The organism is Sphingopyxis sp., assembly GCF_036402335.1.
Taxonomy (GTDB): Bacteria; Pseudomonadota; Alphaproteobacteria; order Sphingomonadales; family Sphingomonadaceae; genus Sphingopyxis.
Map to the genome: position 1 here is coordinate 1 of NZ_DASWTD010000103.1, position 12541 is coordinate 12541.

The window sequence follows — 12541 nt, forward strand, 5'->3', positions numbered from 1 at the left end:
TCAATGAAAGCGCCGGGTGCCCGTTTTGCTGTCGTTTTCGATGGCGAGGATAATGCCGACGCAGGTCATGATCGTCAGCATCGACGATCCGCCGTAGGAGAAGAGCGGCAGCGGAATGCCGACGACGGGCGCGAGGCCCATCACCATCATCAGGTTGATCGCGATATAGAAGAAGATCGTCATGGTGAGGCCGGCAGCGGTGAGCTGCCCGAATCTCGTCCGCGCCTTGAGCGCGACGCGCGTCGACCAGCGCAGCAGCAGGAAGAAGCCGAAGAGCAGCGCAAGGCCGCCGATCAGCCCCCATTCCTCGGCCATCGTGGCGAAGATGAAGTCGGTGTGGCCTTCGGGCAGATAGTCGAGATGGCTCTGCGACCCGTTGAGGAAGCCCTTGCCGCCGATGCCGCCCGACCCAATCGCGATCTTCGACTGGCTGATATGATAGCCGGCGCCCAGCGGGTCGCTTTCGGGGTCGAGGAAGATCAGCACGCGCTTTTGCTGATAATCGTGGAGGAACGAAAAGAGGATCGGCAGCGCCGCGGCGCCCGCGGCGGCGGCGCTGCCGAACCACCAGAAGGGCAGACCCGCGACGAACATCACGACGACGCCGCCGATGCAGATCGCGAGCGCGGTGCCGAGGTCGGGTTGCAGCATCACGAGCGCCGCCGGAAAACCGATCATGACCAGCGCCGGCCACAGCGCGGTAAAGGTCCGCGTATTGCCGGGCGGCAGCTGCGCGTAGAAATGGGCGAGCGCGATGACGATCGCGACCTTCATCAGTTCGGATGGCTGGAGGTTCATGAAACCGAGATTGAGCCATCGCTGGCTGCCCCCGCCGACGAAACCCAGAAGCTCCACAGCGATCAGCAGCACCAGCACGCCGATATAGGCGATATAGGAGAAATCCTCGAAAATGCGGATCGGGAAGCGGCCGATGATCAGCGCGACACCGAGAAAAACGAGGAAACGCACGCCCTGCTGCAACGCCCAGGGCGACCAATTGCCGCCCGCGGCCGAATAGAGGACGAGCAGGCCGAAACCGGTGATGCCGGCCAGAATGGCGATCAGCTTCCACGGAATGCGCTGGATGGCTGGCGGGACCGGGATCATTGCGGTGGCATCTCCGGATCGGGTTTGGTCGCGCCGGCCTTCCACGCGGCATAGTCGCGGTCCATGCGTTCCTTGATCGTGCCGCCCCAGCCGGCCTCGAAGGTGGTGAGCGCCTCCATCGCCTTTTCGCGGTCGAAGAGGAATGTCATGAAATCCTTGGCCACCGGCGCCGCAGCGCGCGATCCGCCCATGCCGTGCTCGATGACGACGGCCGTCGCGTAACGTGGATTGTCGACCGGCGCGAAACCGATGAACAGGCCGTGGTCACGAAATTTCCACGTTCCGCTTTTGCCGTTGCCCGTGCCGAGCCCGCGCACTTGGGCGGTCCCCGTCTTGCCCGCCATCGTGATGCCGTCGAGCGGCAATTTGCTGCGTCCGGCGGTCCCCCCCGGGCCGTTGACGACAAGGTCCATGCCGTGACGCGCGACCGCGAACGCTTCGGCGGAGAAGGGCAGGGACTCGTTCTCGAATTGCCGGTTGACGAGGCGCGGATAGAGGCGGCGGCCCGAAGCGATCCGCGCCGCCATCACCGCGAGCTGAAGAGGGTTCACGCTGACATAGCCCTGTCCGATCACCGCGTTCAGCGAATCCGAGGCCGACCATGGCTGGTCATATTTCTTCATCTTCCACGCGCTGTCGGGGATGGTACCATAACGCTGGTTGCTGCCCGCGAGCTGGAATTCCTCGCCGAGTCCCAGCAATCGCGCGGTCGGCGCGATCGCATCATATCCGAGCCGGTGCGCGAGCCAGTAGAAATAACTGTTGCAGCTTTTCATGATCGCGGTCGCCATGTCGACGCTGCCATGCGTGCCGAGGCAGCGAAAGAAGCGGCTGCCGAGGCGGTATCCACCGATGCACGTATGCCGTTCGCTGGGGTCGACGCCATGTTCGACCGCGGCGATCGCGGCCATCGGCTTCAATGTCGAACCGGGCGGATAGAGGCCGCGCGTCGCCTTGTTGATCAGCGGCTGGTGATCGTCGGCGCGCAGCCAGCTATATTCCGAATTGCTGATCCCGTCGGAAAAGCTGTTCGGATCGAAACTCGGCATCGAGACGAACGACAGGATGTCGCCATTCTGGCAGTCGATGACCACCGCCGCGCCCGATTCGCGCCCCATGCGGCGCGCGACGAATTCCTGCAGGTCGGCGTCGATCGTCAGGTGGACGGTCTTGCCCTGCACGTCGGCCTGCGTCGAAAGGTCGCGGACCACCTTGCCGCGCGCGGTAACCTCGACCCGCCGCGCGCCGGGCTGGCCCTTCAGCATCTCCTGGAAATATTTCTCCAGCCCGTCCTTACCGATCTTGTACCCCGGCGTGATGTAGAGCGGATCCTTGACCTTCTGATATTCCTCGGCGTTCGGCGCACCGACATAGCCGATCAGATGGCCGACCGCGGCGCCGGTCGGATAGTTGCGGGCAAAGCCCCGCTGCGGCGCGATGCCGGGCAATTCGGGCAGGCGGACGAGGATCGAGCTATATTCGGCCTCGGTCATATCCTCCCTGACTGCGACGGGCTGGAAACCCGACGCGGCCTTGAGGTCGCGGTTGATGCGTTCCATCGCGTCGCCGTCGAGCCGCAGCAGCGTCTGGAGCTGGCCGAGCACCATATCCTTGTTGTGCAGCCGGTCGGGGAAGATGTCGATGCGGAGCGATACGCGATTGTTCGCGAGCGCCTTGCCATTGCGGTCGACGATCCAGCCCCGGCGCGGCGGGATCAATGTCAGATTGACACGATTGCTTTCCGATTCAAGGACATAGCGGTCATTATCGATAACCGAAATATAGGCCATCCGCGCCGCGAGCGCGACGCCGACCGCAGCCTGTGCGCCGCCGACGACCAGCGCGCGGCGGGTGAAGGTTATACCCCTCCAGGCTTCGGTAATCGGCGGACTCTTCTTCTTCGGCATCGTAGGGATCAGAACCAGTCTATCGGCGTCTCAGGCGGAAATTGTCAAACATGCCTGTCAGGCGCATGAACAACGGGACGAGCAGGACGGAAATTACGATCTGGGGCACCACAAGGCCCAGCACGCGACCCGTTTCGGCATGCGGATGGGTGATCAGCGCGGCGAGCGACTGGATTAGCGCCACCGACAGGGCGGCGATCGCCCAATCGTGAAAGAAGCCGCGCCAATAGATCCGCTGCGACGAATAATGGATTGCGATGCTGGCGACAGTCCACAAGCAGATGGCAGTCCCGATGGGCGCGCCGCTGAACAGATCGTCCCACAGGCCGAGCGGCAGCCCGATCCAGACCGGCCACATTTCGGTACGAAGCAATTGCCAGCACAGGAAAAGGAGCAGGCCCAGCGGCGGCAAGACCGGCGAATTGGCGATCAGCGGCAGCATCAGCGGCAGCGCCGAGGCGAACATGACGCTCGCGATCGGCACGATGCGCATCCGCCACAGCGATGCCGGTTCGCCGAGGCGCGGACCCTTCTGGTTCATGGCGCTTTCGCGGGCGCCGGGGCGGCGGCTGCCGGTCCGGGCAGGCCCTGCGCCTCGATATTGTCGGGCGTATAGGGGCGCAGCACCGATACGGCGTCGACCTTGCCAGGGTCGGCGAGCGGGCGGGCAAGCGCGCCGTCGTCCTGTCGCCGTACGACGATCGCGACCGGGATGTTCGGTGGATAGAGGCCGCCGGTACCCGAGGTGACGAGGATGTCGCCCGGTTTGAACGGATTGTTCGCGATGTTGAGCGTGCGGACGTCGAGGTCGCCATTGCCGCGGCCGCTGGCGAGCGCGGGCAGGCCATCGCGGGCGCGGCGGACCGGCACGATATTGTCGACGTCGGTGAGCAGCAGCACCTGCGAGACCGACGGCCCGGCGCTCAGCACGCGGCCGATCAGCCCGTCGGCGCCGCGCACCGGCTGTCCCGAAGCGACGCCGAGGTTGCGACCGATGCTGAGCAGCGCGATGCGCTTGCTGCTCGTCGAGGTCGAGGTGAGCAGATAGCCGTTGGCGAGCGCGGTCTTGTCGGTTTCCTGCAGCTTCAAGAGCGCTTTCAGCTGGCGGTTCTCTTCCTGCAGCGAGCCGGTCGCGACCAGTTCGCGCCGCGTGTCGGCAAGTTCCTTGCGCAGCCGGCGGTTCTGGGTGCCCGCGCGGACATAGGCGCCGACGGTGTCGTCGATGCCCGAGATCGATCCGATCACCGACCGCGACACGCGCGCGATGGGCGCGGTGACTTCCTGACTTGCGACGCGAAGCTGGGCAAAGCCGATGGGGTCAACGACCGAAAGAATCGCCAAGAGTAGCCCGGCCACCGCCCCGGTCACCGCAATGACATAGGCGACGAACAGGCTGTACTGGGCCTTTCGGGATTGCCCCGGACGTCGATGTGCCGGGCGGACCATGGTTCAGCTGTACCCGATCAGGCTTGCTGCAGCACGCCGCGGAAGGCGGGGTCTTCCATCGCGCGGCCGGTACCGATCGCGACGCAGGTCAGCGGATCTTCCGCCACCGTGACCGGCAATCCGGTCGCATCCTTGAGGAGCTCGTCCAGTTCGGCGATCAGCGCGCCGCCGCCGGTAAGCACGATGCCCTGGTCGACGATGTCGGCGGCGAGTTCGGGCGCGGTATTTTCGAGCGCTATGCGCACGCCTTCGACGATCGTGCCGATCGGTTCGGACAGCGCTTCGGCGATCTGGGCCTGATTGATCGAGATTTCCTTGGGCACGCCATTCACGAGGTCGCGGCCCTTGATGTGGATCGTCAGGCCGGTGCCGTCCGCAGGGACGCGCGCGATGCCGAAGTCTTTCTTGATCCGTTCGGCGGTCGCCTCGCCGATCAGCAGGTTGTGGTGTCGGCGGACGTAGGAGACGATCGCTTCGTCCATCTTGTCGCCGCCGGCGCGGACCGAGGTGGTGTAGGCGAGGCCGCGGAGCGAGAGCACCGCGACTTCGGTCGTGCCGCCGCCGATGTCAACGACCATCGACCCGATCGGTTCGGTGACCGGCATGTCGGCGCCGATCGCCGCGGCCATCGGTTCCTCGATCAGCCACACTTCGCTGGCGCCCGCGTTCGACGCGGCGTCGCGGATCGCACGGCGCTCGACGCTGGTCGAGCCCGAGGGGACGCAGATCACGATTTCGGGACTGCGGAACGCGTTGGGCTTGCCGCCGTGCACCTTGGTGATGAAGTGCTTGATCATCTGCTCGGCGACGTCGATGTCGGCGATGACGCCGTCGCGGAGCGGGCGGATCGCCTCGATGCTGTCGGGGGTCTTGCCCATCATCAGCTTGGCGTCGTCGCCGACCGCCTTGACCCGCTTGATACCGTTCAGCGTCTCGACCGCGACGACCGAGGGTTCGTTGAGCACGATGCCTTTCCCGCGCACATACACGACCGTGTTTGCGGTGCCGAGGTCGATAGCCATGTCTTGCGAATTGAATTTGAACCAGCGGGAAAAGAAGGACATCAGATATAGTTCCTGTCATCGACAGCGCGGCGTCCGAACGGGCCGCACCACCGTCGTCATAAATTGCTCGTTGCCGTCCGACAACAGGACCAAATCTGGGGGAGATTCCGGCTCTGCCGAAGTCGGCTGGCTGGACAGGAAGATCAGGCTGTGCGGGTGGGTCGCGATTTGCGTCCGACTGCGCTAGGAGAGGCCCCATGTCAATACGTCGCCTGCCGGAAAAGCTCGTAAATCGGATCGCAGCCGGTGAAGTGGTTGAAAGACCCGCCGCAGCGCTCAAGGAACTGGTTGAAAACGCCATAGATGCCGGTGCGACTCGCATTTCGGTGCGAATCGCCGAGGGCGGGATCTCGCGGCTTGAGGTGGAGGATGACGGGTGCGGAATGACCGCGGCCGATATGGCGCTCGCGCTCGAACGCCATGCGACGTCGAAACTCCCCGACGATGCGATCGAGGATGTCACGACGCTAGGATTTCGCGGCGAAGCGCTGCCCTCGATCGCGAGCGTCGCGCGGTTGACGCTCGAAAGCCGGATCGCAGGCGGCGACGGCTGGCGGCGGGTCGTCGATAACGGGACGGTCATCGCCGAAGGGCCGGCGGCGCTTGGCAAGGGAACGCGCGTCGTCGTCGAGGACCTGTTCGCGCGCGTGCCGGCGCGCCGGAAATTCCTGCGGAGCGGACGCAGCGAATATGCCGCGTGCCTCGACGTCGTGAAACGCCTGGCGATGGCACGGCCCGATGTCGGCTTCACCGTCGAGCATGACGGGCGCCGCGTGCTCGACGTGCAGGGCGGGCAGGACCAGCTTTCGCGCGTCGCTGCGCTGACGCAGCGCGATCTCGCCGCCAACAGCATCGGTGTCGATATCGACCGCGGTGAGGTGCATCTGGGCGGCGTGATCAGCCTGCCGACCTACAATCGCGGGATCGCCGACCATCAATATCTGTTCGTGAACGGCCGCCCGGTGAAGGACCGGCTGCTCGTCGGCGCACTGCGCGGTGCCTATGCCGATCTGCTTGCGCGCGACCGCCATCCGGTCGTCGCGCTGTTCCTCGACGTGCCGACGAGCGAGGTCGACGTGAACGTCCATCCCGCGAAGACCGAGGTGCGCTTCCGCGACCCGCAGCTCGTGCGCGGGATGATCGTCGGCGGGTTGCGCCGCGCGCTCGATGAACATGGCTTTCGCAGCGTTCAGCGCCCCGCCGAGGCCGCGCTGGCGGCATGGCAGCAGGAGCCCGTGGTGCCGCAGCCGCCGGTCCCGACCCTGTTCGCGGCGCACCTGCCATATCCGCATGCGCCAGCAACGCATCTGTTCGGTGCGGAAGACGATCCCGCAACGCTCGCGCTCCTGCGCGACCGCGTCATCGATTTCGCGCCGCCGCGCGACGCATTGCCGATGGGGCGCGCCGAAGCGGCAACCGCGCCCGTTCCGGGGGGCGAGGCGCATCCGCTGGGTATCGCGCGCGGCCAGATCGCGCGCACCTATATCGTTGCCGAGGCCGAGGACGGGCTGGTGATCGTCGACCAGCATGCTGCGCACGAACGGCTCGTGCTCGAACAATTGCGCCGGGGGATGAGCGGGCAGGCCGTTCCGTCGCAGGGCTTGCTCCTGCCTGAGGTCGTCGAGCTCGACGAACCTGCGTGCGACCGGCTCGAGGCGGCGGCGGCGCAGCTTGCCGCGCTCGGCGTCGAACTCGAACGCTTCGGTCCCGCCGCGGTGATGGTGCGCGCGACCCCGGCGATGCTCGGCGCCATCGACTGCCGCAAACTCGTCACCGACATCGCGGACGATCTGGCGGGTTACGACGCCGCGCTTGGCCTTAACGAAAGGCTCGAACTGGTCGCGGCGACGATGGCATGTCACGGGTCGGTGCGGGCAGGGCGGACGCTCAGCGTCGCCGAAATGAACGCGCTGCTCCGCACGATGGAGGTCACCCCGCATTCGGGCCAGTGCAATCATGGCCGTCCGACGTGGGTGAAGCTCGCGATGGACGATGTCGAGAAATTGTTCGGGAGGAAATAGGATGCGCTTTCGGATCATCGCCATGTCGCTGGTTGCGATACTGCCAGTGACAGTGTTCGCAGCGCCGGCCGAGAAGCCCGCAACAGCCTGTCCTGCCGCACCTGTGCTGCCGCCCGAACTGGCAGATTGGGGCCGCAACGCGACGGGCAAGACGATCTATGCCTATGGCGACGATCTCGGTGCCGACTGGTCGCCGCTTGGTGCGGCGCGAACCGAACTGGCGCTGCACAAGTTCGAAAGCCTGCGCTACGGCGTCGCCCCCGACCGCAAGCCCGACGCCTATAAATTCGGTGGCACGATCCCGGTCGAGGTCCGGAAGGCGGGACGGCTGATGGTCGCGCTCGACGCGGGGGCGTGGATCGATCTGGTCCGCGGCGGCGCTGTGGTGAAATCGGTCACGCACGGGCATGGCCCCGCTTGCTCGGGCGTTCGCAAGATGGTCGAATTCGACGTGACGCCGGGACGCTACCAGCTCCAGATCGTCAATGCGCCGACCGCGTCGATCCACGCGATGGCGGTGCTGCGCGACTGATCATCGCAGGCGTTTCGCGAGTTCGCCCGTCGCGTCGCTCGGCAGCGGCGTGACGCCGATCAGCCGCATCAGCAACGGATAGACCTCGATATTGTCGACGATGCCGACGTCGCCCTCGAGGCCGGTGCCGCTCGCGACGAACAGCGCGAGCATCTCGGGGTCCTGATTGTCATAGCCGTGGGCGCCGCCTTTCACGGGCCAGCTCGGCGGGCCCGCGATGATCGACCAGCCGGGTTCGGCGATGCAGATGATCGCGGCGACGCGCGGGTTGCGACCGTAATGCAGTCGCTCGGGCAGGTCCTCGCGGCGGTTGCACGTCATATGATCGTGCGGTTTCAGCAGCGCTTCATAGACCCTGTTGTCGGTCGCGGTGGCGGGTTCGATCGCGGCATAGGGACCGGTCTCGACCGCGACGATGCTGGGAAGGTCGATCAGGTCGGCGAGTTGGATCACGCGGCTTTCGTCGATCGCGCGCATGCCATGGTCGGCAACCACGATCATTCGTGCGGGCTGCCCCAGCGCGGCGAGCCCCGCCACAAGCTCGCCGACACGTCGATCGACCTCGGTGATCGCGGCACTCACTTCGGCGCTGTCGGGGCCGAACTCGTGCCCCGCATCGTCGACCGCCTCGAAATAAAGCGTCACGAACGCCGGACGAATGTCCGGCGGACGGCGCATCCAGTCGAGCACCGTGTTGACCCGCTGTGCATAATCGACATGCTCGTCATAGCGCAGCCAGTCGGGCGGGCGGCTCTCGTGGATTTCGACCTCGCTGCCCGGCCAGAACATCGTCGCGCTGCGTACCCCCGCCTTGCCCGCGGTAATCCACGCGGGCTCGGCCTCGTCCCACCAAAAGGGATCGAGCGATTGTTTCGGGTCGCCGAGGCTGAATTTCACCCCCGGTCGCCGCGGATCGATCATGTTATTGCCCGTGATCCCGTTATTGTCGGGGCGCTTGCCGGTGACGATCGCATAATGATTGGGAAAGGTCTTGGTCGGGAAGGACGGGCGGAGCTTGCCATGCGCGCCTTCGGCCGCCAGCCGCGACAGGTTGGGGGTGATGCCACGATCCAGATAATCGGCACGAAAGCCATCGATCGAGATCAGGATCGTGACGGGTTTGCGCCCGGCTTGCTCTTGCGCGTGCGCGGCGAGGGGAAGCAGGAGGGCGAGCAGCAGCGTGACAAGGCGGTTCATGCGCGCTCCGCTATGGACCTTGTGTGACCGCCCGGCGACACCTCAGGCCATCTTGATCCCTGCGACATCCCTTTCGACCACACCCGTGGCGCGTTTCGACAGCGTGTTCACCGGCGTCGTCACCTTGTCGACGACCATGAAATGCGTTTGCCAGGCGTCGCGATTGACGTCGCAGACGACATAGCCGCGCTGGTCGTTGGCGAATTTGAGCTCGGGGTTGAGCTTCAGAAAGGTGTCGGTGCCGTTCCGTTGGTCGCTGCCGTCGCCGCCCGACGAGATCGAGGTCGCGACGAATTCGGCGCCGACGACCTTGTCCTTCGACACCAGGTCGCCGCAGAAATTCTGATGCTCGTCGCCGGTCAGCACGACATTGTTCTTCAGCCCTGCCATGCGCGACAGGATGCGCTCGCGCGGCGCTTCATAGCCGGCCCAGCTATCGAGATTGAGAATCTTCTTCGGCTCTTCTTCCTTCCGCCGCCGGTCGAGCGACATCATCGTGACCTGCTGGGCAAAGGCGTTCCATGTCGCGCCGCCCTTCGCGAGGTTGCGGCCGAGCCATTCCTCCTGCGCCTTGCCGAGCACCTGCGCATTCCTGTCGAACACGCCCGGGCAGGCGGGCTTGAAGCCGTCGTCGCACGGCTGGTCGTCGCGATACTGGCGCGTGTCGAGCAATTGCATCGCCATCAGGTCGCCCCACCGGAACTCGCGGTTCATCGCGACCATACCGCCGCGCGGCAGCAGCGCCTTACGCACCGGCATATGCTCGTACCACGCCTGCATCGCCGCCTGTTTCTTCAGCATGAAGACCTCGGGCGAGGCGGCTTCGGGATCGTTGACGTCGAGCCCGAGCTTCCAGTTGTCGATATCGGAGACCCAGTCGTTGCGGATCTCGTGATCGTCGAAGCTCGACAGGAAGGCGTGGGTACAGCGCGCCGCTTGAAGGTCGATGTCGCCGAGCTGCTGGGCATAGGCATTGCGGAAATCGGTAACGTCGACGAGCGCACGGAAGGCGTGCTTGCGCACCGGGCGCGTCGGTAGCCCGGTATTGAACAGATATTCCTCGCTATATTCGTAGATGAAGTCGCCATAATGATAGACGAAGGCGAGGTCTTCGCGCGCGAGGTGGCGATAGGCGCCGAAAAAGCCTGCTTCGAAATGCTGGCATCCTGCGACGCCGAACTTCAGCGTATCAGCCTTGGCTCCCAGGGCGGGCAGGGTGCGTGCGCGACCGCGCAGGCTGCGCTCGCCGCCGGCGGTGAAGCGGTAATAATAAGGACGGTCGGGCTGGAGCCCCGCGACCTCGACATGGACGCTGTGCGCGAGTTCGGGGCGCGCAAGTTCGGTGCCCTTGACGACGACATCGCGAAAGCCGCTGTCGCTTGCGACCTCCCAGTCGACGGAGAAATTCGCCAGCGGCATCCCGCCATGGCGCTCCATTGGGTCGGGAGCGAGGCGCGTCCAGATGACGAAGCCGTCGCTCGCCGGATCGCCCGCCGCGACGCCGAGGCTGAACGGGAATTCGCGGAAAATTCCGCCCTCGGCGCGCAGGATCGCGGGCGCGGCAAGCCCGGCGAGGGTCGCCCCGGCAAGGAAATGGCGGCGATTGAACATGGCTGGGCTCCGTGGAGGCGAATCACCGCCCCTGATAGCCCAGTCCCATGTTTCATCAATGACGGATGGCGGATCAGAACCACATCCGCGCCATCCAGAGCGCCATCGCCACCATCATCACATTTTCGGTGAGCGATACGAAGCCTAGGGGCACCTTGCTGCTGCCGCCGACGCACGCGCATTTGATGTCGCGCTTGTCGATATAGACCGCCTTGAACACCGACACTGCGCCGATGCCGCCGATGAACAGCGCCAGCGGGATCGACAGCCAGGGCAGGGCATGCGCGGTCATCAGAACGCCCGCCAAACCCTCGGCAAAAGGATAGATGCTCGCATAGGGCACCCAGCGCTTGGCGAGCAGGTCGTAATTCAGGAACATCGTCGCGAACTTGTCGACATCCTGCAGTTTGAGCAGCGCGAGCACGATCATGCTGAACGAGATGAACCATTCGGCGGCGCGGAGGGTGAAGACATCGCCATAGACCGAAAAGCTGGTCGCGAGCGCCATCAGGGCGGTCATGGAAAAGAGTGCGATCACGGGGACGTAGCTGGTCGCATCGGGATCGGCGACCTTCAGCCCCAGATGACGGCGAAGATCATCGTAACCGCCGATCCGTTCCCCGTCGATGAAGGTCTGCGGCGTCGTCTTGACGCCATGCTCGGCCTTGAACGCGTCGGTTTCCTCGCGCGTCGTCAGCCAGCGGTCGTCGACGGTGAAGCCGCGACTTTCGAGCAGATGTTTTGCCTTGAGGCCATAGGGGCAGGTGTGCCCGGGCATGACCATGCGATGGAGGGTTGCTTGCTTTGTCATGCGCCCCATATAGCTCCCGTACCATGGTACGGAGTCAAGCGATGCAGCTTACAATCGGAAAATTAGCCGCCGCGGGCGACGTGGGGGTCGAAACTGTGCGCTATTACCAGCGTCGCGGGCTGCTGGGTACGCCCGCACGCAGCGGCGGTGACGGCTGGGGTGGCGGGATCCGCCGCTATGGCGGGGAGGACCTCAGACGGCTGAAATTCATCCGCTCGGCGCAGGCGTCAGGCTTCACGCTCGACGAGATTTCCGAACTGCTCGCGCTAGAGGCAAGCGACGACCGTGTTCGTGTCCGTACGCTGGCACGGCAGCGGATCGAAGTGCTTGACGCAAAGATCGCGCAGATGACGTCAACGCGCGCCGCGCTGGCGCGACTTGCCGACCAATGCGCCGCGAGCGACAAGGGACCGTGCCCGATTCTGGCGGCGTTCGAGCCGTAGCGCCTCTTGAACTGTTCCGGGAACGGCGGCTCGACCAAGCCACCTGCTCATCGTCGTTACGCCGGCGTCTTGACCTTGACCCACACATGGACCGTTGCGGCGAACTTGCCGGGTTCGGGTTTTCCGACGTCGATCCGCTCGGCGGTAACGAGTTCGCCGGTCGCGAGGTTGAAGCTCGCCCAGGGTTTCGGCATGCGGCCGAAGGTCATTTTCTGGATCGGCTGGCCGGTGGCGGTGTTCATGATTGTTGCGGTGATACCCATGACGCGCCGGTAGCGGCGGCGCGGCCCATCTGTCCAGCGCCGAAGTTCGCGGCGTCGAAGGCCCGGCCAAATTTACGCGATCCTTATGCGATACACCCGAATCGCTCTCGAAACCCAATGCGCGACGGGCCTAATGACA

The 12541-nt window shown here is 65.1% G+C and carries 12 protein-coding genes; 3 read left to right on the forward strand and 9 right to left on the reverse strand.

The window, feature by feature from the left end; all coding sequences use genetic code 11:
- The 5 genes from rodA to VGD20_RS03075 are packed head-to-tail and all read right to left on the reverse strand — an operon-like array spanning position 1 to position 5524.
- Complete coding sequence (rodA, locus tag VGD20_RS03055) at positions 1–1107, reverse strand: rod shape-determining protein RodA (protein WP_331133038.1); 1107 nt, start codon at positions 1105–1107, stop codon at positions 1–3.
- Positions 1104–3014, reverse strand: coding sequence for a penicillin-binding protein 2 (gene mrdA, locus VGD20_RS03060; protein WP_331133039.1), 1911 nt, complete (start codon positions 3012–3014; stop codon positions 1104–1106). The genes rodA and mrdA overlap by 4 nt, the downstream gene beginning before the upstream one ends.
- 19 nt (positions 3015–3033) lie before the next feature.
- Entirely contained in the window at positions 3034–3555 is a 522-nt protein-coding gene (locus VGD20_RS03065) for a rod shape-determining protein MreD (RefSeq protein WP_331133040.1), read from the reverse strand.
- Positions 3552–4460 (reverse strand): rod shape-determining protein MreC, encoded by a 909-nt coding sequence (gene mreC, locus VGD20_RS03070; protein WP_331133041.1) that lies wholly within the window; start codon positions 4458–4460, stop codon positions 3552–3554. Before mreC ends, VGD20_RS03065 begins: the two co-directional genes overlap by 4 nt.
- Positions 4461–4477: 17 nt before the next feature.
- Positions 4478–5524, reverse strand: a complete 1047-nt coding sequence (locus VGD20_RS03075; protein WP_331133042.1) for a rod shape-determining protein — start codon at positions 5522–5524, stop codon at positions 4478–4480.
- A gap of 197 nt (positions 5525–5721) precedes the next feature.
- On the opposite strand from VGD20_RS03075, the gene mutL reads away from it, so the two are divergent.
- Both mutL and VGD20_RS03085 read left to right on the forward strand, forming a co-directional pair.
- The gene (mutL, locus tag VGD20_RS03080; protein ID WP_331133043.1) at positions 5722–7545 is read left to right on the forward strand and encodes a DNA mismatch repair endonuclease MutL; all 1824 of its coding nucleotides are present in this window, start codon (positions 5722–5724) and stop codon (positions 7543–7545) included.
- A 1-nt stretch (position 7546) separates the two neighbouring features.
- Positions 7547–8077, forward strand: coding sequence for a hypothetical protein (locus tag VGD20_RS03085; RefSeq protein ID WP_331133044.1), 531 nt, complete (start codon positions 7547–7549; stop codon positions 8075–8077).
- Here VGD20_RS03085 and VGD20_RS03090 read toward each other — a convergent pair whose 3' ends face one another.
- From VGD20_RS03090 to VGD20_RS03100, 3 genes are all read right to left on the reverse strand, one after another.
- Complete coding sequence (locus VGD20_RS03090; RefSeq protein ID WP_331133045.1) at positions 8078–9274, reverse strand: nucleotide pyrophosphatase/phosphodiesterase family protein; 1197 nt, start codon at positions 9272–9274, stop codon at positions 8078–8080.
- Between the two features lie 42 nt (positions 9275–9316).
- Positions 9317–10885, reverse strand: a complete 1569-nt coding sequence (locus tag VGD20_RS03095) for an alkaline phosphatase D family protein (protein ID WP_331133046.1) — start codon at positions 10883–10885, stop codon at positions 9317–9319.
- Positions 10886–10958: 73 nt separating this feature from the next.
- Positions 10959–11696, reverse strand: a complete 738-nt coding sequence (locus tag VGD20_RS03100) for a glutaredoxin family protein (protein WP_331133047.1) — start codon at positions 11694–11696, stop codon at positions 10959–10961.
- Positions 11697–11737: 41 nt separating this feature from the next.
- On the opposite strand from VGD20_RS03100, the gene VGD20_RS03105 reads away from it, so the two are divergent.
- Positions 11738–12139, forward strand: a complete 402-nt coding sequence (locus tag VGD20_RS03105; RefSeq protein ID WP_331133048.1) for a MerR family transcriptional regulator — start codon at positions 11738–11740, stop codon at positions 12137–12139.
- Positions 12140–12195: 56 nt separating this feature from the next.
- Here the strand turns inward: VGD20_RS03105 and VGD20_RS03110 are convergent, their stop codons facing one another.
- Positions 12196–12402, reverse strand: a complete 207-nt coding sequence (locus VGD20_RS03110) for a hypothetical protein (RefSeq protein WP_327469442.1) — start codon at positions 12400–12402, stop codon at positions 12196–12198.
- Positions 12403–12541 lie beyond the last annotated feature (139 nt).